General features: G+C 40.2%; 20 protein-coding genes. 18 read left to right on the top strand and 2 right to left on the bottom strand.

Annotation, left to right across the window (positions count from 1 at the left end; translation table 11 throughout):
- Positions 1 to 40 precede the first annotated feature (40 nt).
- The 17 genes from E2H97_RS08585 (at position 41) to E2H97_RS08665 (ending at position 19,462) form a co-directional block, all read left to right on the top strand.
- The gene (locus tag E2H97_RS08585; protein WP_133406759.1) at positions 41 to 463 is read left to right on the top strand and encodes a hypothetical protein; all 423 of its coding nucleotides are present in this window, start codon (positions 41 to 43) and stop codon (positions 461 to 463) included.
- Positions 464 to 1,015: 552 nt separating this feature from the next.
- Positions 1,016 to 2,827, top strand: a complete 1,812-nt coding sequence (locus E2H97_RS08590) for an assimilatory sulfite reductase (NADPH) flavoprotein subunit (RefSeq protein ID WP_133406760.1) — start codon at positions 1,016 to 1,018, stop codon at positions 2,825 to 2,827.
- Positions 2,827 to 4,518, top strand: coding sequence for an assimilatory sulfite reductase (NADPH) hemoprotein subunit (cysI, locus tag E2H97_RS08595; RefSeq protein ID WP_133406761.1), 1,692 nt, complete (start codon positions 2,827 to 2,829; stop codon positions 4,516 to 4,518). The genes E2H97_RS08590 and cysI overlap by 1 nt, the downstream gene beginning before the upstream one ends.
- Positions 4,511 to 5,272, top strand: a complete 762-nt coding sequence (locus E2H97_RS08600) for a phosphoadenylyl-sulfate reductase (RefSeq protein ID WP_133406762.1) — start codon at positions 4,511 to 4,513, stop codon at positions 5,270 to 5,272. The genes cysI and E2H97_RS08600 overlap by 8 nt, the downstream gene beginning before the upstream one ends.
- Before the next feature lie 11 nt (positions 5,273 to 5,283).
- Positions 5,284 to 6,693: a siroheme synthase CysG gene (gene cysG / locus E2H97_RS08605; RefSeq protein ID WP_133406763.1), complete on the top strand. Its 1,410-nt coding sequence runs from the start codon at positions 5,284 to 5,286 to the stop codon at positions 6,691 to 6,693.
- A gap of 41 nt (positions 6,694 to 6,734) precedes the next feature.
- The gene (gene cysD / locus E2H97_RS08610; protein ID WP_133408602.1) at positions 6,735 to 7,643 is read left to right on the top strand and encodes a sulfate adenylyltransferase subunit CysD; all 909 of its coding nucleotides are present in this window, start codon (positions 6,735 to 6,737) and stop codon (positions 7,641 to 7,643) included.
- Positions 7,644 to 7,654: 11 nt separating this feature from the next.
- On the top strand, positions 7,655 to 9,079 hold the full coding sequence (gene cysN, locus E2H97_RS08615; RefSeq protein WP_133406764.1) for a sulfate adenylyltransferase subunit CysN: 1,425 nt from the start codon (positions 7,655 to 7,657) through the stop codon (positions 9,077 to 9,079).
- Positions 9,080 to 9,083: 4 nt separating this feature from the next.
- Positions 9,084 to 10,820: an SLC13 family permease gene (locus E2H97_RS08620; protein WP_133406765.1), complete on the top strand. Its 1,737-nt coding sequence runs from the start codon at positions 9,084 to 9,086 to the stop codon at positions 10,818 to 10,820.
- A 26-nt stretch (positions 10,821 to 10,846) separates the two neighbouring features.
- Entirely contained in the window at positions 10,847 to 11,488 is a 642-nt protein-coding gene (gene cysC, locus E2H97_RS08625) for an adenylyl-sulfate kinase (RefSeq protein ID WP_133406766.1), read from the top strand.
- A gap of 169 nt (positions 11,489 to 11,657) precedes the next feature.
- Entirely contained in the window at positions 11,658 to 11,885 is a 228-nt protein-coding gene (locus E2H97_RS08630) for a hypothetical protein (RefSeq protein WP_133406767.1), read from the top strand.
- Positions 11,886 to 12,173: 288 nt separating this feature from the next.
- A complete protein-coding gene (locus tag E2H97_RS08635) occupies positions 12,174 to 13,325 on the top strand; it encodes an alkylhydroperoxidase-related (seleno)protein (protein WP_133406768.1) in 1,152 nt (383 codons plus the stop codon).
- Positions 13,326 to 13,465: 140 nt separating this feature from the next.
- Entirely contained in the window at positions 13,466 to 15,847 is a 2,382-nt protein-coding gene (locus tag E2H97_RS08640; protein ID WP_133406769.1) for a hypothetical protein, read from the top strand.
- A 434-nt stretch (positions 15,848 to 16,281) separates the two neighbouring features.
- Positions 16,282 to 16,968, top strand: a complete 687-nt coding sequence (locus tag E2H97_RS08645; protein ID WP_133406770.1) for a hypothetical protein — start codon at positions 16,282 to 16,284, stop codon at positions 16,966 to 16,968.
- Between the two features lie 236 nt (positions 16,969 to 17,204).
- Complete coding sequence (locus E2H97_RS08650) at positions 17,205 to 17,717, top strand: GNAT family N-acetyltransferase (protein ID WP_218938243.1); 513 nt, start codon at positions 17,205 to 17,207, stop codon at positions 17,715 to 17,717.
- Between the two features lie 130 nt (positions 17,718 to 17,847).
- A complete protein-coding gene (locus E2H97_RS08655; RefSeq protein ID WP_133406771.1) occupies positions 17,848 to 18,399 on the top strand; it encodes a GNAT family N-acetyltransferase in 552 nt (183 codons plus the stop codon).
- Complete coding sequence (locus tag E2H97_RS08660) at positions 18,396 to 18,599, top strand: DUF3565 domain-containing protein (protein ID WP_133406772.1); 204 nt, start codon at positions 18,396 to 18,398, stop codon at positions 18,597 to 18,599. Before E2H97_RS08655 ends, E2H97_RS08660 begins: the two co-directional genes overlap by 4 nt.
- A gap of 569 nt (positions 18,600 to 19,168) precedes the next feature.
- Complete coding sequence (locus E2H97_RS08665) at positions 19,169 to 19,462, top strand: Bor family protein (protein ID WP_133406773.1); 294 nt, start codon at positions 19,169 to 19,171, stop codon at positions 19,460 to 19,462.
- Positions 19,463 to 19,920: 458 nt separating this feature from the next.
- Here the strand turns inward: E2H97_RS08665 and E2H97_RS08670 are convergent, their stop codons facing one another.
- Positions 19,921 to 21,213, bottom strand: a complete 1,293-nt coding sequence (locus E2H97_RS08670) for a tyrosine-type recombinase/integrase (RefSeq protein WP_133406774.1) — start codon at positions 21,211 to 21,213, stop codon at positions 19,921 to 19,923.
- Between the two features lie 141 nt (positions 21,214 to 21,354).
- The gene (locus tag E2H97_RS08675; RefSeq protein ID WP_133406775.1) at positions 21,355 to 21,813 is read right to left on the bottom strand and encodes a hypothetical protein; all 459 of its coding nucleotides are present in this window, start codon (positions 21,811 to 21,813) and stop codon (positions 21,355 to 21,357) included.
- A 267-nt stretch (positions 21,814 to 22,080) separates the two neighbouring features.
- On the opposite strand from E2H97_RS08675, the gene ccoN reads away from it, so the two are divergent.
- Positions 22,081 to 23,505 (top strand): cytochrome-c oxidase, cbb3-type subunit I, encoded by a 1,425-nt coding sequence (gene ccoN, locus E2H97_RS08680; protein ID WP_133406776.1) that lies wholly within the window; start codon positions 22,081 to 22,083, stop codon positions 23,503 to 23,505.
- Positions 23,506 to 23,512 lie beyond the last annotated feature (7 nt).

A 23,512-nucleotide genomic window follows, 5' to 3' on the forward strand; every position in this document is an offset into this window, starting at 1 on the left:
AAATCTACACACAATAACTTATTATATACATGGAGTATCAATGAAAAAGTTAACTATCGGCACTATTCTCTTTGCATCAGCCTTTTCTATTCAAGCCAGTCCGATACCGAATTCCCTTGCAGCAGGTTTTAAAGCCTATTCATCTGACGGTCCTAGAAGTGCTATTCAGTCTTGGGTAAAAGGCGGAGCAATGGAAAATAACTTAGACGCTTTATCGCAAGCGAATAGGTTCCGTCAAATTGAAGATTATTACGGAAAGTATCAAGGTTTTGAAATTGTCAAAAGCAATAAAATCAGCTCTAAATCTAGTGTGTACCTTGTCACTATTAACTACAAAAAAGGAATACTATATTCTAAGTTTTTTACTTACCGAAATAACAAAAATAAAGAGATTGTCACAAGCTTCAAGTTTCATACCGAGGCTGAAATGGTGTGGCCAAAATATCTAATTTATGGGCAATAATTTAAGAGCATCAAGTTCTTAATGTGAAAGCACTAGCTGGTGATTGATATGAATATTTTTGTGGTCAAAATGTTACACTTAACCTTGCTAAGCGTATGCAGATTAATTAATGAATACATAGAATAGTAAATCCTGAAGCCATCATGTCTTTATGGAATCAAATATTTTGATGTTAGATTTTCTTGTGATATTGAATAGATAGAAGGTGAGTGGAAGCTTTTAATTAATAAGATGTAATGACAAAAAACAAAAGTCTTAGACTATGTTACAGTCACAAGCCTATTAGTGTAAAAATGAGCTCTAAATCATTATTACAACGCGCAAGTACGCAAGCCACGTTTTACGTGGCTTTTTTATCTAGGAAACAATATCCAGTCTTAAAACCTTCAGATATTGTCATTTTAAAAAAACCAAAATATCAAATGAGATTAATCTTACTTGGCTGGATATTTAACCATACCTAAAGGTTATAAAATATATTTATCTATTATTTTTGATTATTTATTTAAGTCGATAATCTAGCACGTCGTACTGTATAGGGAACGTCGTGTCATGTTACTTAAGGAATTATCGGCTTTAGCCAGTCCACTCAATGATCAGCAGCTTAATCAGTTGCAACAAACAGCAGCTGAGCTAACGCCCCAGCAGATGTCATGGATCAGTGGCTACTTCTGGGGGTTAAGCCAAACTCAATCGGCTGGACAGTTACAGCCAGAACCACAGTATGCTGTGTCTAACCAGCCTGCCGGTAAGCTCACTATTATTTATGCTTCGCAAACAGGGAATGCTAAAGGCGTTGCTGAAGCACTGAAAGAGGATGCTAGTACAGCAGGTGTAGCCGTAGAACTCTTTTCCGCTGGAGATTACAAAGGCAAAAAACTGTCGAAAGAAAGCCACGTCATTATTATTGCGTCCACTCATGGTGAGGGTGAAGCGCCAGATGATGCTATTGAACTGCATGAATTTTTGCAGTCTAAGAAAGCACCAAAATTAACCAATCTGAAATATGCAGTGATTGGTTTAGGTGATTCCAGTTATGAATTCTTTTGCCAGACGGCAAAAGACTTTGACAATTACCTGTCTAAACTGGGTGCAGAGGCAATACTTCCGCGCTTGGATTGTGATGTTGACTATGATGTTCCAGCAACCAAGTGGCGACAAATGGCATTGGATAAAGTTAAACAAACCTTATCAGTCACTGATACCAAAGTGGTACAACTTCCACTTAACCATGCCCAATCTGTGGTATCGGCCTATTCAAAGCAAAATCCATTTTCAGCTACCTTGCTGACCAATCAAAAAATTACTGGGCGTTGTTCAGGTAAGGATGTTCGTCATATTGAAATTGATCTCGAAGGTTCTGATTTAATCTACCAGCCAGGTGATGCCTTGGGTATCTGGTATGACAATGATCCTGCCTTGGCAGATAAAGTGATTACAAGTGTTGGACTTGACGGCTCTGAGGTAGTTGAGGTGGAAGGTGAGCGTTGTTCGCTCAAACAGGCACTCATTAGTAAATTTGAAATCACTGCCGCTAATCCACAACTGGTAACAAAATTTGCAGAGCTATCCGGTAGTAAACCGCTCACCAAGCTATTGGAAAATAAAGAGCAGCTACGTCGCTATGCCAGTAATCATCAGATCATCGATGTACTGACTGAAAAGGAAACCAAACTGACGGCAGAGCAGCTTATTGGCTTGCTGCGCAGGTTAACCCCACGCTTATATTCCATAGCTTCAAGTCAGGCAGAAGTGGATGATGAAGTTCACTTAACTGTTGGGCTTGTTGAATACGAGCAAGACGGAGAGCTCCGCCAAGGTGGGGCATCCAGTTACTTATCGAGTCGACTTGAAGAAGGTGATGAAGTGAAGGTTTTCGTTGAGCCTAATAGTAATTTCAAGTTACCAGAGGATGACAATACACCTGTGATAATGATTGGCCCAGGTACTGGTATTGCACCGTTTCGCGCTTTTGTTCAAGAGCGGGATAACCGCAATGCAGAAGGTAAGAACTGGTTATTTTTTGGTGATAGAACTTTTACTGAAGATTTCCTCTATCAGGTTGAATGGCAGAAATACCTCAAGTCTGGGGTTGTAACCCAGATGGATGTGGCATTTAGCCGTGATCAAGCAGAAAAGGTCTACGTTCAACACAGAATATTAGAGCATGCAGCTCAAGTCTGGCAGTGGTTGCAAGATGGTGCCCATGTTTATGTTTGTGGTGATGCAAATCAAATGGCTAAAGATGTCCATGAAGCCCTGCTCAACGTCGTAGAACAGCAAGGTGAACAAAGCCGTGAACAGGCGGAGCAGTATCTGAACGATCTGCGCAAGAACAAGCGTTATCAAAGGGATGTATATTAATGAGCGAGCAAAAATTATCAGATAATGAACGCCTAAAGCGTGAAAGTAACTTATTGCGTGGCACGATTGTTGACGATTTGAAAGATCATATGACGGGTGGGTTTAACGCTGATAACTTTCAGCTGATCCGGTTTCACGGCATGTACCAGCAAGATGATCGTGATATCCGTGCAGAGAGAGCCAAGCAAAAACTCGAACCTCTGCAAAATGTCATGCTACGGGCAAGGATGCCAGGGGGAATTATTACCCCGACACAGTGGTTGGCGATTGACAAGTTCGCTGAAAAACACTCGGTATATGGAAGTATTCGCCTGACGACCCGCCAGACATTTCAGTTTCACGGTGTATTGAAGCCCAACATCAAACTGATGCACCAGACACTCAATCAAATTGGCATTGACTCCATCGCTACTGCAGGGGATGTAAATCGAAATGTTTTGTGCACGTCGAATCCAGTAGAGTCAACGCTTCATCTTGAAGCTTATGAGTGGGCGAAAAAGATCAGCGAGCACCTACTGCCAAAGACTAGAGCTTATGCCGAGATCTGGCTTGATGGAGAAAAGCTTGAAACCACAGAAAATGAGCCGATCCTAGGAAACACCTATTTACCTAGAAAATTCAAAACAACCGTGGTGATCCCTCCGCAAAATGACGTGGATGTGCATGCTAATGATTTAAACTTTGTCGCGATTGCTGAAGAAGGTAAGTTGGTAGGTTTTAACGTATTAGTGGGCGGTGGTTTGGCCATGACACATGGTGACAAGTCGACCTATCCCCGCCGCGCCGATGATTTCGGGTTTGTATCTCTAGAAAAGACCCTCGATGTTGCAGCAGCAGTCGTAACGACTCAACGTGATTGGGGTAATCGTTCTAATCGAAAAAATGCCAAAACCAAATACACACTCGATCGTGTTGGGAAAGATGTATTCAAGGCAGAAGTTGAAAAACGAGCCGGAGTTGAGTTTGCTGAAAGTCGTCCTTATGAGTTTACCGGACGTGGTGATCGTTTCGGTTGGGTAGAGGGCATTGATGGTAAATATCACCTAACTCTATTTATCGAAAATGGTCGCTTACTCGACTTTCCCGACAAGCCCCTAAAAGCTGGTGTTGCTGAGATAGCTAAAGTCCATAAAGGTGATTTTAGAATGACCGCCAATCAAAACCTGATTGTAGCGGGCGTTGCAGTTGAAGATAAACAGCAAATAGAAAATATCGCCCGCGAACATGGTTTGCTCGATGATGGTGTCAGTCAACAGCGGAAAAACTCAATGGCTTGTGTTTCCTTTCCAACTTGTCCATTGGCAATGGCTGAGGCAGAACGTTTTTTGCCTGAGTTTGTGACTGATGTAGAAGGGCTTTTGGCAAAGAACGGCTTAGGTAAGGATGAAAACATAATCTTGCGAGTTACTGGCTGCCCTAATGGTTGTGGTCGGGCAATGTTGGCGGAAATCGGCTTAGTTGGTAAAGCTCCGGGTCGTTATAACCTTCACATAGGTGGTAATCGTAGCGGGACTCGAATACCTAAGATGTATCGAGAAAACATCACGGTTGCGCAAATCATGGAAGAGATCGATGAATTAGTTGGGCGTTGGGCTGCTGAGCGTCAGCAAGGGGAAGATTTTGGTGATTTCACAATTCGCGCCGAAATTATCGAGCCAGTATTGGTTTCTAAGAGGGATTTCTATGCCTAATTTAGATTTAGCTGATTTGGTAAAACAAAATAAAGCTGAACAAACCATACAGCTTTCCGAAATCAATACTGAACTGGAAGCACTTTCTGCCGAAGAGCGTATTCGTTGGGCTCTCAAAAATCTTCAAGGTGAGTTTGCATTAGCTTCGAGCTTTGGGATCCAGTCGGCGGTGATGCTTCATATGGTAACTAGGGCAAAGTCTAATATTCCGGTGATTTTAACCGATACCGGATATCTGTTTCCAGAAACCTATCAATTTATCGACACTTTGACCGACCGATTGTCGTTGAACCTGCATGTCTATCGCGCGGAATCATCGCCAGCATGGCAGGAAGCGCGATTTGGAAAGCTTTGGGAGCAAGGTGTAGACGGGATAAAACAGTATAACGACCTTAATAAAGTAGAACCAATGCGACGGGCGTTAGAAGAGCTGAATATTGGGACTTGGTTTTCCGGTTTACGACGTGATCAGGCTGAGTCACGAGCATCCTTGCCTATTTTAGCTGTGCAGAATGGTCTGTTTAAATTCCTACCTTTGATTGATTGGAGTAATAAAAAGATCCATCAATATCTGAACACGCATGATCTGCCTTATCACCCTCTTTGGGAAAAGGGTTATCTGTCAGTTGGTGATACCCATACGACCCGCAAGTGGGAACCAGGTATGAAAGAAGAAGACACTCGTTTTTTCGGACTCAAGCGTGAGTGCGGACTGCATGAAGGTAACGGTGAATACGGCGGTTCTGGCATATAAGGAAGTTTAAAATGGATTATTTACCAATTTTTGCAGATCTCAAGCGTAGACCTTGTCTAGTTGTCGGTGGTGGAGAGGTTGCATGGCGTAAAACCCGTATGCTGTTAAAGGCAGGAGCTGATGTTCGCCTAGTTGCGCCGGAGATTAATTCGGATTTTAAGCAAGCTTTGCAGTCTGATGAAATCACCTTGTTAGCTCAAGAATTTTCCCCTGCGCATTTAGACGGGATCTTTTTGGCCATAGCCGCTACCGACAGTAAGACGGTTAATGCACTTGTTTATCAATCTGCCAATCAACGTCAGGTCTTAGTGAACGTGGTTGATGATACTAAACGTTGCAGCTTTATTGTTCCCTCTATCGTTGATCGTTCACCCATTATTGTGGCGATTTCTTCTTCAGGTCGTGCGCCAGTTCTTGCGCGGTTAATTCGTGAGAAACTCGAAGCTATTTTGCCACAGCACCTAGGAAAAATGGCTGAGATTGCAGGGCGATTCCGTACCAAGCTGACAAAGGTCGTCAATACGTTGACAGCTCGCCGTTATTTTTGGGAGCAAGCATTTAATGGGCGCTTTTCTGAGTTCGTAGCGGCTGGTCGAGATAAAGATGCTGAGCAGGAGTTGCAAGCTTTGTCCCGTAAGGTTGAACCGAAAGGTCAAGTAGCGCTGATTGGTGCTGGGCCGGGTGATGCTGGGTTATTGACGTTGCGAGCATTACAACTAATGCAACAAGCTGATGTGGTGCTTCATGACTACTTAGTTTCAGACGAGGTGATGGAATTAGTCCGTCGTGATGCTGAATTAGTGAGTGTCGGAAAAAAAGCCGGATTCCACAGTGTGCCTCAGGAGGAAACCAACCGTTTGTTGGTGCATTACGCTCAGCAAGGTAAGCGAGTTGTTCGGCTTAAAGGTGGTGATCCGTTTGTTTTTGGCCGTGGTGGTGAGGAGCTCGAAGTCTTATTTGAGGCAGGCATCTCATTTCAGGTTGTTCCTGGGATCACGGCTGCGGCAGGAGCGACGGCTTATGCAGGGATCCCTCTAACTCATCGAGATTATGCGCAGAGTACGATGTTTATTACTGGGCACCTTAAACCAGATGGAGATCAAGTCGACTGGTCGACCTTGGCTCGTGGTAAACAAACCTTGGTTATTTATATGGGACTGATGAAAGCCTGTCATATTGAAAATCAGTTGATATCGCATGGACGCTCGATTGAAACGCCTGTGGCGATCATTGAGCGTGGTACCCAGAAACATCAGAAAGTGTTGAAAGGTCAGTTAAGTGAGCTTACTGATTTAGCTGAACATGCGGCTTCCCCATCTTTGATTGTGGTGGGAGAGGTTGTGAATTTATCAGAAAAATTACATTGGTTCGGAAAGCAGGAACAACAAGTACAACATACAGCCGTTGTCAGGCTGGCGTAGTTTGTAAAGGAAAATTTGGAAAGGATAGTATGGAGAAAGTGATGAACCCTAAACGTTTAACCCACCTAAAACAGTTGGAAGCGGAAAGTATTCATATTATCCGTGAAGTAGCAGCCGAATTTGATAAACCTGTAATGATGTATTCCATCGGTAAAGATTCGTCGGTGATGTTACACCTAGCCCGTAAAGCATTTTATCCGGGGAAAATCCCATTCCCTCTGCTTCATGTTGATACTGACTGGAAGTTTCGAGAAATGATCGAATTTCGCGATCGAACTGCTAAGAAATATGGTTTTGATTTACTGGTGCACAAAAACCCTGAAGGTTTAGCTATGGGAATGAGTCCATTTACCCATGGATCGTCTAAACACACTGACATTATGAAAACTCAGGGCCTTAAGCAAGCGTTGAATAAATACGGCTTTGATGCAGCTTTTGGCGGTGCTCGTCGTGATGAAGAAAAATCCCGCGCTAAGGAGCGGGTCTATTCTTTCCGTGACAAAAACCACACATGGGATCCCAAAAACCAGCGTCCAGAGTTATGGAAAACCTATAACGGGCAAATCAATAAAGGCGAAAGTATTCGTGTGTTTCCTTTATCCAACTGGACGGAATTGGATATTTGGCAATATATCTACCTAGAAGGGATTGAAATTGTCCCCCTTTATTTGTCCGAAGTTCGTCCAGTTGTTAATCGCGATGGAATGCAGATCATGGTGGATGATGAACGTATGGAGCTGTTGCCGGGAGAGGAAATAGAACATAAAAGTGTTCGTTTTCGCACCTTGGGTTGTTATCCGCTTACAGGGGCTGTTGAGTCAGAGGCTAATACGCTGCAAGGCATTATAGAGGAAATGTTGGTAGCCACATCGAGTGAGCGCCAAGGCAGGGCAATTGACCACGATCAATCAGGGTCGATGGAATTAAAAAAACGTCAGGGCTACTTCTAAGGAAAAGATGAATGAACAGCGTAATTGAACAACAAGTGGTTGAGTTGGGTATCGAAGCTTACTTGGAACAGCACCAGAACAAATCCCTGCTTAGATTTCTCACCTGTGGCTCAGTAGATGACGGAAAGAGCACTCTGATTGGCAGATTACTTCATGATTCTCAGCAGATTTATGAAGATCAACTGGCAGCAATCCATGCAGACAGTCAGAAGGTTGGAACTACTGGTGACAAACCTGATCTGGCACTTCTCGTCGATGGCCTACAAGCTGAGCGAGAGCAAGGGATCACCATTGACGTAGCTTATCGCTATTTCTCAACTAAAAAACGCAAATTCATCATTGCCGACACGCCGGGGCATGAGCAATACACTCGAAATATGGCAACGGGTGCATCAACCTGTGACGTGGCAGTGATTTTGATAGATGCTCGAAAAGGCGTATTAGATCAAACTCGTCGTCACTCGTATATCGCCAGTCTGTTGGGAATACGACATTTTGTGGTTGCCGTAAATAAGATGGATTTGGTTGGCTTTGAACAGACGCGCTTTGAAGCTATACGTGATGAGTATCTAGCTTTTGCCGAGAAACTGAATTCAGATATCGACATTACCTTAGTGCCTTTATCGGCCTTAGAAGGCGACAACGTGGTTGAGCCTAGTTCACACACCCCTTGGTATGGAGGTGAGCCATTACTGGATATTTTAGAAGATATCGAAATTGGGCAGGAAAAAGGCAGTGGCGCATTTCGTTTTCCAGTTCAATACGTTAACCGTCCCAATCTAGACTTTCGTGGTTTTGCTGGAACAGTGGCTTCAGGAACGGTAAAAGTTGGGGATGTCGTTAAAGCTCTGCCTTCTGGTAAATGTTCAAAGGTTAGCCGTATCGTAACCTTTGACGGTGATTTGGAGCAAACCTATTCAGGGCAAGCCGTAACACTGACGTTACAAGATGAGATTGATATTAGCCGCGGCGATACGCTGGTACTTCATGATGATGAGGTGCCATTAAGTACTCATCTATTGGCTGATATTGTTTGGATGGCTGAAGCTCCTTTGGAAATCGGACGCCAATATGACATTAAAGTCGCGGGTAAGAAGGCGATTGGTTCTATTGGCGCTATTCGCCATCAGGTTGATATTAATAACTTGAATACCTTTACGGTTGAGCAGTTACCGCTAAATGGTATTGGCTTGTGTGAGGTGGTGCTTAATGAGGCAATTGCAGTCGATTCGTATCGAGACTGTGCAGATACAGGAGGTTTTATCTTGATCGACCGCCTAACCAATGTGACCGTTGGAACTGGCATGATTAGAGAAGCATTGCATGAGCCACAACATAGCCTTCACTACAGCTCGTTCGAAATGGAGCTTAATGCTTTGATCCGCAAACACTTCCCACACTGGGATGCTAAAGACCTCAGCAAGTTATTGGGATAAATTCATGAATTTGGAACAAGGTGTGGTGCTTGCCATGCTAATCGCGATTGTGGCCTGTTTGCTGACTACGCGGATTAAACCAGCCTATTTGTTCGCAGCTGCTGCGTTTGTTGGCTTTCAAACAGGGATGATTGAATTAACGAAGCTTACAGGTAACTTTACTAATTCATCGCTGTTAACTTTGGTTTTGTTGATCCTTGTTTCTATAGCATTGGAGAAAACTCGCTTGATCAGCTGGGTTGGCCGTCAAATTTCACAAGGCGGCCAATCAAGTGTTGTTGCTAAGCTTGGACTATCCACGGCCTTTCTATCCTCATTTACCAATAATACTGCAGTAGTTGTGTCACTCATTGGTGCCATTAAGCGCAATCAGCGACATGCCCCTTCGAGATTGTTAATACCTCTATCTTATACGGCCATTTTGGGTGGAACACTGACTCTGATCGGAACATCCACAAATCTTATTATCAACAGTTTTGTCGAAGATGCAGGATTGCCTAGTCTCGACTTTTTTGCCCCAACGGTAATTGGTTTGGCTGTATTGGTGATTGGATTGATGATATTGGTACCACTGAGCTATCTCTTGCCAGTATATGACGATGACCATCAAGATGAACTTCCTTATTTTCTTGAAGCTCACATTGAAGATGGTTCTCCCTTAGCTGGAAAAACAGTTGCTGAGAATGGGTTGCGTGCATTACGGCGTCTGTTTTTGGCAGAAGTGATCCGAGATGGCAAAACCCTAGCGCCAGTGAATCCCGATATTCGTTTAGAAGTCGACGACACCCTGTTATTTTGCGGCGACATTGAAAGTGTAGCGAGCTTACAGGAGATTAAAGGTCTGCGTTTATTTGGCCAGCATCATTTGAATGGTCAATCTATGTTGGAATTGGTAGTGAGCCATTCTGCGGGGATTCGTGGTAAGACATTAAAAAGTGTCCATTTCAGGGAGCGATTCGATGCCGTTGTGGTAGCAATACGTCGTGGCCATGAACGATTGGCAGGTGGGCTTGGCAATATTGAACTTCATGCGGGTGATACGCTGGTTGTGGTACCGGGTAAGACATTTAAGGATAAAAAGCAGCAGCTCAACCGAGAATTTGTTCTAGTAAATGGTCTGGACTCTAGTGCAAGGCTCGATAGTAATAAAAGCTTTGCTGTTCTAGCCGGATTTACCTCAGTCATAGCTGCCGCATTATTTGGCATTTTACCTCTAATTAATGGGCTTGCCGTTTACCTCTTGGTTTTAGTGGCAAGTGGAATTATCTCTTTCAGTGAAATTCGCCGACGGTTTCCTATCGATATTGTAGTGATTGTTGGGTCTGCGTTGACCTTGGCTCAATTGATGATATCAAGTGGTTTGTCTGAGCGTATGGGAAATATGCTGATGATGTCGTTTGATAGTTGGGGTATTTATGGTGCTTTGATCGTGACTTATCTGCTTACTTTGATACTCACTGAGTTGGTCACCAATAATGCGGCGGCGGCATTAGCCTTTCCCATATCCTATAGTTTGGCACTAAGTTATGGTGCTGATCCCATGCCTTTTATTATGGCACTGTTGTTCGGGGCGAGTGCAAGCTTTCTATCCCCGTATGGTTACCAGACTAATTTGCTGGTTTATAGCGTTGCTAACTACAAACTTAGGGATTTCTTTCGAGTGGGCTTACCGTTGTCGGTGGTTTATTCGGTTGTAGTGCTATTGCTGATCCCGTATCTGTTTCCTTTTTTTCCTTCTTAAAATTACAGCTTAATTCGGAGTTTATTATGACTGCCCCAGTTGATTCTCAAAATACAGTTCAGCCACAAGATAATGAAAATATAGTATGGCACCGCCATCATGTTGATAAGAGTTTCCGAGCTAAGCAGAAACAGCAGCAGCCTTGCGTAATATGGTTTACGGGGGTGAGTGGAGCAGGAAAATCAACAATAGCTGGCACATTAGAATCTCGCTTGGCGGAAATGGGTTATCATACTTATTTGCTTGATGGCGATAATGTTCGGCATGGATTATGCCAAGATCTGAGCTTTTCAAAAGAAGATAGACAAGAGAATATTCGCCGGGTTGGTGAAGTAGCAAAGCTAATGACTGATGCTGGTTTGATTGTGCTCAGTGCTTTTATTTCACCCCATCAGCAGGAACGTCAATTGGTGCGAGAACTGTTGCCTGACGGAGAGTTCCTGGAAGTATTTGTCGACACGCCTTTAGATGAATGTGAAAAGCGTGATCCAAAAGGCTTGTATAAGAAAGCGAGGGCAGGTGAGCTTAAGCAATTCACTGGTATTGATTCAGAGTATCAAGCGCCAAATATTCCTGAAATCCATCTCCATGCTGGGAATGCTTCTGTGACAGATTTGGTTGAACAATGTTTGCAGTCACTAAATGAGCGTCAGATTATTTGCTTATAAACGCTCCAAGGAGCGAACCTTGAAATTTGTCCTTTCGTTAATGTTAATTAACGTTTCAGTTTTTTGTTTACTGACTTTTCTTTTTGTGAACAATTATAAATCGTGGTTAAAAAAATAATTTTCTGTTTAGAACATATTTACATTTCTGAACTAACTGAGGAATAAAGAAATGGCAGCAATCAGAATAGAATTGGATACCGCAGTATTTAATGCTTTTAAGGGACGAACCATGCAAAATTTTATGAGAGTACCTATTCGTGACAAAGTTTATAGGATAAGTAAATTATCAGTGGGATATAGGGTTTTAGATGAATTCGACACCTTATCCACTACGCACATAAAACGAAAAATCGAAGATTTTTTAAACATTTACACTAAACCATTAGTATCAGGATAATGTTCAAAAGTGTTATCACCCAACTAATGTCATATTATAAAGCGATGCCAAATCATATTGAATTCAAGCTAATTTTTTACTAGGAACAATTCTATTTTATAGCGAGGAGGATGCCTACTGTACGTTTGTTTAAGTTAGAAATGAGGCAAGAATGCCAAACTACCTAAATTTGCGTTAGTATCGTGCGGTAAAATGGAAAACAAGGCAGGTTGTCACTTTTTATGGTGTATCATTTTGACATTCAAAACACCTGTTTAAACTTAAAAAAACAATAACGAGCTTTATAAAATGACCTTACAAGAGCAAAGTTACTTCCATAACGATTTCTTTCCGCTAACGATCGATGAAGCTAAACTGACGATGTTTAACCGTATTTGGAATCGTTTAGCGCAACCGGGCTATTGGTGGAATGCCACCGAAAAACATGCCATTGCTAAAGTAATACGCAAGGCAAGACCACTTCCTGTATACGACCGCAAACGAAAATCCGTTTCCGAGTTAGCGCAAACTCCAACCACTGACGTTCTTTCGCCACTTACCATTGATACCATTGAACGCATTGTGACGGAATCTGGGCAGCTGAATACCGAATGGGCTATGGAAGTTATTGAGAACTTAGGAGAAGGCGTTTACGCCGAATTGATTGCCATCACTATTTTGCTTCTCCCAATTGATTTGTTCTGCCGATTTTTAGATGTAGCCCCTATGCCTTTGCCTACTCCACTAGAAGGTGAACCTACACGCCAGCTTCCAGAAAACCTACGCGATAATGGTGCTTGGATTCGACAGACCCAAGAAGCGATTGATGACCAAAATTTAGTGAACGTTTCTCGTGCAATAAGTATCTTACCGATAGAAAATGGTTTACGCCGTGACTTAGTGGAAGCCATGTATATGGAAGGCCACAGTTTTTTCGATAAAATCTGGAAAAACAAAGCACTATCTCGTCCACAATTGGAAATTCTGGCGACTAAAACATCTATGATTAATGAGTGTTTTTACTGCGCTAACGGACATGCGGCCATTCTGGATATAGTCGCTAAAAAAGCGGGACAAAAAAGCGATTTAAATTTGCTTAACAACGCTTCCATTGAAAGTGCTATTCCGCAAAGTACCTTACTATTGGAGGTGGCAGAACAAATTAATCGTGAGCCTGAATCAGCAATACAATTCCATGAGCAACTAAATAAAGAGTTCGGAGAAAAAGGATTGATCGAAGTCTTGGCTACGGTAGCCATATTCAATGGACTGAATCGCACTTCGGATCCGACAGGTGTTCCTATGGAAGAAGTGCTACTAGCAGTGATGGGCAAAAAAATAGACCAACTATCGCTTTCGGGTTATCAGGGAGTGAATTACATCCGTGTACCAAAAGGTTTAGAACGCATTAAAATTCTACTGGCATTCGCTTGGAGAAGATTGTGGAAAGCAGGGCAGTAGAGTACAGCTAACCACTTTAAGATATCCTTGAACAAACTTGAACGATTGATGTTCCAATTTCATTCAGCTTGTATAAAGTAGCGAGTTGATACAATTTATTTACGAATAAACAACATGTGTCAGGTGATTAATTTTTCATTATGGCCTATGAAGTTAATCCATCTTTTTACCCATTTACTGAGCCGGAATATAGTGTAGGTTGTTACATTGACCTGAGACCGGCTCCTACTCCTGTTTTATCTAATCTATCTTCAATTGAACAAGCCCTGTTAGAGTTAGATTGTTCAAAAAAAATTAGTATGGAGGATATGGTTGATCATTGTTGTAATACATTCAGAAACATCCTATTTTCTCATGAAGAAGATAGAGTTATTCCACCGAAAATAAAAGCTGATATTATCAATGTATTGAATTTGCTCTCAATTCGTTATGGTTTAGAAGCTGTACGTATTTTTTTAGTTAAAATAGCAAATCGTAAAACAAATATTATTTGGTTTGATTTAGCCATAAATACTCTATACGAACTTAAGCACACAGAGTTATTAATTTCTTTGCTTAAAGAGTTAGATCGTACAGTTCAAAGCCCTGATTCTCCGTTAATGCCGTATGTTCATGTCTTAGAAAAAATACGATTTTATTCTGCTTTGAATTCAGAGGATGGCTATTTTCAGTTTATGAACTGGCTTGTTTTGTGGGATATTTCGCAGTTTTACCCCAAGTACCAATTACTTGAACATGTAGATATGCTGTCTTTATTACGAAGGCCTGATATAAAGTATCCTTATGAGTTTTCTGATGAGCAAAAAGTTAAGATTTCAAGTTGGGGTGAAGAAACAAATATCAAAGAATACTTAGCAGAAACCCAATATGTTCACCATTATATGCTTTGTGCTTTTATAGAGCATGCACCTTTAAAATCAGTGATCTCTCTAACTAGGCGTTGGATGTTCGCATCAGACTGCGAACATATACGAGCAAAACTGTTCGTACAATCCATTCACCCTTTTGATTTATGTGAAGATGAACCGAGACCATTTCATATATTTCTTCAACTTCTCAAGCGCCTACCAATAGATAATTTTTCGGAAATGAGGCGTGATATATCAAAGCTTCAAGGTGACAACATAAAAAGCATTTTAATTGATGAAGCACTCGATTTTTTAAACAGAGCGGCAATAGCAACTGTGTTCGGCAGAACGATATTTATTGGCTTTAATGAAGCTGGGCAAAAGGTTTACTTAAAAATTAATGAGCGCTCTGAGTCAAAGCAACTCTTTTTTAAAGAAGCCGAACGCATCGACTTTTTTTATCAGCGGAGAGAAGCGCTTGGTATTGAATCAAATGCATTGGAGCTCCACTGTGTAGCCAAGATCCCATCGTTAAGTAAAATACTTGATAGTTTCAGTCTTTCTGACATAGAAAAGGCCAAAATACTCTGGCGATGCTGTGATTCTTGTAATTACGATGCATTACCGACTCATTTATTTATAGGTGGTATTACAGAGAAACTAGAAGTAGAGCAATTTTGCAAAGCCACAGCACCAGATGAGATATTTAAGTCCCCCAATATACTAAATCACCAGTCACTACTAAATATCGTTCAATTTTTGCTTGCTAGAGATACTTCGTGTCACGGCATGATATTAATCGCACCAGTTGGTCACAGTTATGAAAAATATGTTTATGACTGTAAAAGCAGAGAAGAGGCCGTTACTGCTTTAACGAACTCTGCTACAGAATTGGGCTCGTTATGGAATAAAGGGATATTAGGGCCTGAGGTCTGTTCGTCTTTTCATAATAGGTTATCAAAAAGAGTCTATTTTTTCTTAGCACCTTATTTTGGTTATTTTAATTTAGGCTCAATAGCAGACTGGTCAGGTTATTCTACAAATTACCCTAATGTCGGTATTGATAGCACAAGAGATAGAGGGGATGCGAAGGCCTTTGACGAAGGCTTTCCTTTCAACATAAGAGCTCCAAAAACGTTTAAAGACTGCCCAGAGCAATTACAACATAAGATTTTTGCATTAGAAGCATTAGCCAAAACTGCATGGGGCAGCGCATTAGAATTTGGGCGGTTTGTGAAAGGTGAATTGAAACCAAACTATGAACGCATTCAAAAAATAGTGAGAGAAGATATGTTAACTCTACTTCAAACTTTGTTTTGTAATGCATTTAAGGTAACTCCAGATGATTGCAATAGCTGGATACAAGAGCATGACTTACTCGAGCAAGTATCTAGAGAAATGAATTTATGGATGTCGACGGCTTACCCAGTTGAAGTTCGACAAGGTTTAATTCCTCAACACAGCTATCCAGATTATAAAGGAGCGCGTTCTGGACATATTCTTTGCAATAAGTACCAAGAATCACTGACGGATTCAGGATTTCAATGGGATTCCGCAGGGATTTCATTAGGCGCACCAAACGGTAGAAATTTATTGATGGCTTTAGAGGCTGTGGTAATAAAGGTTATGGTTTGTGGGTGTTTAGAGCGCGTAAGAAGTGAGAGTATAGGTTGATATAATCTTTACTCTGACACAGAAAGAGAATTCACTTCGAAGCAGGCTTAGAACTCTGTATATGTAAATTATTTAGAAAAACTGCATCTTTAATTCTACGACGTCTTCCATATTTTAGGAAAGCGGATGAATGGGTGTAATTTAACTCAACAGGCCGTGTTTATTTGAGTGTTATCATTAGATTGTAGCGAGGTCAGGATGAACTATTGGTAAATAATGATTTTTTAAACTCATTCGTTCAAAGAATGAATAACACACTCCTTATCAGAATGTCATACCAAGCGTATAAATTATGCGTTATCATCAATAAAATTGAATAACAAGGATGGACGTCACCTCTCAGAGCTATGTTCAGTAAAGTAGCAAACCTAAGTATTCCAATAGATTATGTTGTGTAAATACTTTTGTAGTGAGCCTCAAGCAAGGAGTCATCAATGATATTTAAAGGAATTATTTTTTTCTGTTTGTCTGTTATCTCTACAAACGCTTTTTCTTGGAGTATTGAACGAATAGTTGTTACCGGTTCCAGAATTGATGTTTTTGACTCACCAGCAATTACAATAGTTAAGCCAGCTGATTATTTGGTACAAAAGGTAAAGTTAGTAAACGATACTCGTGATAAAACTTTACGCTCTGAAGAGCTGTCAAGAACAGTAAAAGATCTTCTTAAATCAGCAAATAAAAAGAAAAATATTGATATAGCAATTGGTGACGAAATTATTTATCCAATTACTCTAAATAACTTCCAGCTAGATCTATTTTCGGGCGAGAGGCCTGATACATCTGTCGCGTATTTATATGTCAAAACACCAATTAGATCTAGCTCTAAAATTGATAAAACGATTGGAAATATAGAGAGCTTTTTGTCTAACGCAAAAGTATCTGGTCGCACTGTAATTGAAAAACAAGGTGAACTTGTTTTGAGTATCATAAATCCTGAAAAATACCGCGACGAATTACTCGAACTCATTGCGGAAGATCTTAATAAAACAGTTAAAATTTTTGGTGATAAATATTCAGCTGAAGTTACAGGAGTTAGCCAGTCATTACAGTGGGAAAGAAGTTCGATTTCTGAGCTAGGATTATTTCTAGAATATGACTTCACACTTATTTCAAAATGATTGCTTGGATTGATTCAACCAAAATTTTGCCCACTAAAAGTTGTCAATAAAGAAATCATGGCATCAACTGAAATTTTAAAATTAATATTTACTGCACGTATTTATACATTTGGTAATGGAAAAATACTCTAAAAAGGCATTTAAGGCTGTAAAATACTTTTTTGTTTTTCCTCTGCTAGCAAAACACTTGTGGTTAACTGAGCGTTAATCGGCATTTTGAATATCGAGCTAATATTGTGATTTTAGAAGTATCTGTACGCCCCGAAAATTCAAATGATTCAAAAGCTATTAATAAAGTAATCTCAGCAGCTTTTGATCATCACCCCCATAGTAATCAAAAAGAACAGTGTATCGTCTCGCAGTTACGAGATAATTCAGCATTAGATGTTTCACTTGTAGCAGTATACGAAGGAGTAATTATAGGGCATATTGCTTTTTCAAAAGTGAAAATTAATGGAAATGAATGCTCTTGGTATGGGCTCGGTCCAGTCGCAGTTAGCCCTGTATATCAAAATTATGGAGTTGGTTCGAAACTCATCAAGGAGGGGATAAAAGCCATAATAGAGAAAGGAGCTGAAGGTTGTGTATTGCTTGGTGAACCTGAATACTATGAACGCTTTGGTTTTAAAGCTTCAAGCTCATTAGTATTAGATGGAGTTCCGCCTGAGTATTTTCTTGTTTTAAGTTTCAAAAAATATACTCATGCCGGAAAAGTCGAGTATCATCAAGCTTTTGTAGATAATGGTTAACAAGATACAATGGTCTCAAGACATACAGTTAGTCATGTTTAGCAATTAAGCACTTTTATAATTAGAATAATAAACTATCAAAATCGAGTAGGGCATCTATTTCCAACTCTTATTTATGAATCACTAAATTATGACTTTGAACTCACTCCCAATATTAGAAACTGAAAGTTTAATTTTAAATGAACAAACTCTTAGAGATGTTGAACCAATTTACGAGATGTTTTCGGATCCAGATGTAACTGAATTTTATGATTTATCATTTAGTGACATAAATGAGGCCATTGCTTTAGTAGAAGATGATTCAAAGCGTTTCAATAATGGCAAAGGCATTAGATGGGCTATTAGAGATAAGTTAAGCAATAGATTCATTGGTGGTTGTGGCATTAACAGATTTGAAGAAAGTAACCATGTAGCTGTTATTGGTTATGAATTTTCTAAGCGATCTTGGGGGAAAGGTTTTGCTACAGAAGCAATAGGAAAGCTTGTTGAATTCATTTTTTCTGAAAATTGCCCAAAGCACATTAATAAGATTGAAGCTTATGTAATGCTAGGAAATCGAGCTTCAGAAGTGGTTTTAGAAAAGCGTTGCTTTAAATGTGATGGAATTTTAAGAGCGCATGGTTTTTGGAAAGGCTCGTATCATGATCTAAAAGTATTCTCATTATTAAGAGATGACTTATGAAACAACCAATCACTGGTTACCATAAAGATGAAGAAAATGACTGGGTAGCCGAATTGAATTGTGGTCATTTTCAGCATGTTCGTCATCAGCCACCATTTATCAATCGACCTTGGGTGGTTTCTGCCGAAGGGCGCAAAATGTTCTTGGGTCATAAGTTAGAGTGTAAGAAGTGCGACGCTAACGTACCAAAAGATTATTAGAATCCTCTCTAAATTATCAGTACGAATATTCACATAAGCTCACATGACACATTCAATAGCCTGCTCTTATAAATAGATATAAAACAAGTTGGTAATTAGTGAGAGTATCGCCAAAATGATCTATTGAACAGATATTGGCTAAAATTCAGCTTATCATTTCAGATCAAAGCAAACGATATTTGAATATATGTATCACATTAAATCTAAATGATTTTTTGAACTAATCCGCTTTGTGGATGAAAAACACTCGCTTAAATAGTATGTCGTATCAAGAAATTGAATTTTGCGCTACTATCTTCAAGCAAAATATCAATCACTAGACTGGATTTCACATTTCAATCAAATACCCAGTTCGTTAGCGTGCTTAATTTCTCTAGTGGAAATAAGGTAAATGTAATTATTTGATTTATTTGTTTTATATACACCTATGAAGATAAGGCTGAATGAGATCCATTTTATAAAATGAGGACTAATTCCTCTTAATCACACTGTTATCTTTTTATGCTTATACTCACTGCCCGGAGTGTGAGGTTAATTAGTAGGGCAAAAATTATAATTAAGGAATATTTATGAAATTTAAGTTAGCGAGTGTTTTAGTATGTACTGCGCTCCTATCAGGTTGTGCAGCTCAAACCTTCAATATTAATGGTAAAAATGGTGAGATTCCGACACAACAAGCCTCTCAACATTTTTTTATTAGTGGTCTAGGCCAAGAGCAAATTATCGATGCCGCAGAAGTGTGTGGTGGTGTAAATAAGGTAATTAAAGTTGAAGCGCAACATACTTTTGTGAACGGTCTACTTGGTTTGGTAACATTTGGCATTTACACGCCACGTGATGCAAAGGTTTATTGCAAATCATAAGTAAAACTTCTCAAGGGCGATGTTTTAGCTAACATCGCCTCTTTCGAAACCGTCTTTAAAATTCAATAGTTAGTGGTGGAAAGTCATAAAGATAAGCCCTCTAAAACTTTATAAGGACTTTATACCTGAGAAAGCATTAACTCGATTTATTGAAATAGCATTTACTGTTATTAATGCAGACAAAAAATTTTGATGGCAAACAAAGTAGGGGATTCTGAGCATGCCGGAAAATCTGAATCTGAGTGACAATCCACACATGTCAAATGCAAAAACGCATTTTTAGGCACTCTATTTAACATAATATAGATTGTACGTATATTTGTGTGTAATCATTCTAAGAATAAGAATTGAAGATAAATCACTCTAAATGCTCGTGTTTGAATCGTGCGCTACGTGCATACTTCTAGATTGTGGCACAGTTACTACTGAAATATTCACATAGCGTCACTTTAGGTTTTTCAATTTATACCGGCTAAATGATCCATGGGTTTTGATGCTGCACTTTGAGCACGTTCGATGTCTGCGGTGTGAATGTATAAACTTGTGGTGTCGATACTTTCATGTCCAGCATCGGCTTGTACGTGTGCTAACGGTCGTTGATTTAAGTTTAAGTCGTGGCTTATTCCTGTGTGGCGAATATTATGGGCACTCAGTTCTCGCATTTGCTGCGCGTCTAATTCAAAACCATCTGTTTGTGCATTATCCGCAGCGAAATTAATTATAGTTTGTACATCGTCTCTGACTTGGCGTATTCCTAAGTTAGCATTTAGGATGCCTTGCTCACGTCCACGCCCTGATGCACGGTGTCGAATAAATAAAGGTGTGTTTTCATTAAAGCTTGGTAATTCTGTTAACCCAAGAAATTTTCGATAACTAACAAGCGCAGACAATAAAGATTTGGATACAGTTACACTGCGTTTTTTTCCGCCTTTACTTTGTGGTATGTAAAACATCCATACACCAGTTTGTTGGTTTTGCTTGAATTGGCCCATTACTGGTGAATAGCCAGCACGTGCTGAAACTTCAGATATTCGTAAATAGCAGCTATAAAGTAATTGAAGTAAAAATTGGTGTCTTTGGTAAACATTTGGGTTTTCGGCAGCCAGCTTTTGTACTGTAGAGATTACATAAGACCATTGTAGCTCTGTAAAAATGGGCAACTTTTCGTCTGACGAGTCCATTTTGTAGCTATTTTTCTTACCAAACCGGCTGTGATTAAGCCATATTTGAGCTAAGTTTCGCTCACAATATTCCTCCGTGATCAGATAGTTATAAAACGACGATAAAATGGCAATTTTTGTTTTTAAGGCATTATCACTTAATACATAAGGTATGGGCTTTCCATTGTTCTTTTTGCCAATAAATGGCCGCCAATTGGGGTTTGGCAGACGCTGCTCAGTGTCCTTTCCTTTGAACTGCGCAACGTTAAAGTAGCCTATCAGATCAATTGGTGGTTGCTGGCAGTAATCAATGTACTTTGCCATATCTTTTCGCGTCATCTGAGCTGGTGATAGCTTAGCAACATCGAAACACCAGTGAAAAAATGTGGTGATCTCACTTCTATAGGCTTTGTAGTTATTCTCACTGTACCTTTCTTCATAGAGCCAATCCGTTGCATGTTCTAGTAATAAGCTTGCATCTTCTACTGAGGAAAGACTGACATTTGTGATGTATTGATTAATCGTTGGATTGCCCTCAATGATATATTCAGGCTTGTCGAATAAAGGAAGTACTGGTGGCTGTGAGTTCATTTGAGTTCTTATGTGAATTGCCGATAACGGTGATTATCGGCATTAAGTGATGATTTTACTTGTCAGCTGCGATTAAGCTTTTGTGAGCTGTTACACAATTTTTAACTTTGTTAGTTTTGTTCTTTTTATAAAACAATGTATCTACTTTTGCTGGTTATCAGCAAGAAAATCAAAATATGTACTTATTTGTTGCCCTTTATGTTCAGCGTTAATAAATAGTCGCCACACCATATAACCACTGGCACATGAACCAAGCATAAACTCACTATTATAGGTGCCTGATTCTGTTTGAGATAAGCTAATTGGGATAATTCCCATAAACATATCCCTTCCCTCTATTCTTGCCTGTATATTAGTGAGCGTTTTATCGGCAGTTAAACTTAAATATAATTCCTTCTCACTTGGCACCCCTTCTGGAGTGATTTTTATTGTAAAATTAACACCTTTGGTTAATTTTGTGCACGAATTGTCCAAAAAACTGCATAAAGTAGGATCTACACTGCTTTTAACCATGTCTTTCTTGTCATTTTGACCGCAGGCGCTTAGCCCTAACCCTATGATTAAAATTAATAAAATTCTAAAAGTTGTCATATCGCGCACAATAAATTGCCCTTTAAGAGTTTTCGCTCACATTCTGGTCTCAAATATGATCCAGATCAATTTTGATACTTAGTCATAGGTATCTTTTTGACGGTGCCTTTAGTAAAATAGCACTGCTTCGCAAACCTTTATAACCGTTGTGCAAGCTACGCAGCAATGCCCTTTCGTTTTTTTGAATATAAAACATTCGATTTGGCATTAATTTAACCAGGTATAGCTTTGCTCTACCTAAAACTATAAGTAAAAGTAATAAGCAGTGGAAGCAATATGATGAACCATTCCCAGCCTACAGGCGCTGATTACAATTACACCGTTGTCCGCCAATTTGCCCTTACCACTGTTTTGTGGGGTATTGTTGGTATGGCCGTCGGTGTTCTTATTGCAGCTCAGTTGATCTGGCCTGCATTGAACTTCGATACTCCATGGCTAACGTACAGTCGTCTTAGACCTCTGCACACTAACGCCGTGATTTTCGCGTTCGGTACTTCAGCCCTTTTTGCTACGTCCTACTATGTAGTTCAACGTACCTGTCAAACTCGTTTGTTCGCTCCTAAATTAGCAGCGTTTACATTCTGGGGTTGGCAAGCAATCATTCTTTCTGCAGCAATCTCTCTGCCTCTTGGTTTCACCAGTGGTAAAGAATATGCTGAACTTGAGTGGCCAATTGATATCGCAATCACCATCGTCTGGGTGGCATATGCGATTGTATTCTTTGGTACCATTATTAAACGAACCACTTCACATATTTATGTTGCGAACTGGTTCTTCGGTGCTTTCATTATTACCGTAGCCGTGTTGCACATTGTTAACTCTATGGCAATTCCAGTAAGTGCGATGAAGTCGTACTCTATTTATGCTGGTGCTGTAGATGCGATGGTTCAATGGTGGTACGGTCACAATGCGGTAGGTTTCCTACTGACGGCTGGTTTCCTAGGTATGATGTATTACTTCGTTCCTAAGCAAGCTGAACGTCCAGTATATTCTTATCGTCTATCTATCGTTCACTTCTGGGCGCTTATCGCACTATACATTTGGGCTGGTCCTCACCACTTGCACTACACTGCCCTACCTGACTGGACTCAGTCTTTAGGTATGGTGATGTCTTTGATCCTATTTGCTCCATCTTGGGGTGGTATGATCAACGGTATCATGACGCTATCTGGTGCATGGCATAAACTACGTACTGACCCAATTTTACGTTTCTTGATTGTATCTCTGTCTTTCTACGGTATGTCTACCTTCGAAGGTCCAATGATGTCTATCAAGACTGTAAACGCTCTATCTCACTACACTGACTGGACTGTTGGTCACGTTCACTCTGGTGCTCTTGGTTGGGTTGCTATGGTTTCAATCGGTTCTCTATACCACTTGATCCCTGTTCTATTTAACCAAGGTCGTATGTATAGCAATAACCTTGTTAACGTTCACTTCTGGTTAGCGACTATCGGTACTGTTCTTTACATCGTATCTATGTGGATTTCTGGTGTAATGCAAGGTCTGATGTGGCGTGCTGTTAACTCTGACGGTACTCTAACTTATAGCTTTGTAGAAAGTATCGAAGCTTCATACCCATTCTACTTCGTACGTTTCTTGGGTGGTGCATTCTTCTTATTCGGTATGTTCCTAATGGCATATAACGTTATTAAGACTGTTAAAGCGCCTGAAGGTTCGTTAGAGAAAGCAGAAGCATAAGGAGCAG

It is taken from the genome of Parashewanella tropica (assembly GCF_004358445.1).
Classification (GTDB): domain Bacteria; phylum Pseudomonadota; class Gammaproteobacteria; order Enterobacterales; family Shewanellaceae; genus Parashewanella; species Parashewanella tropica.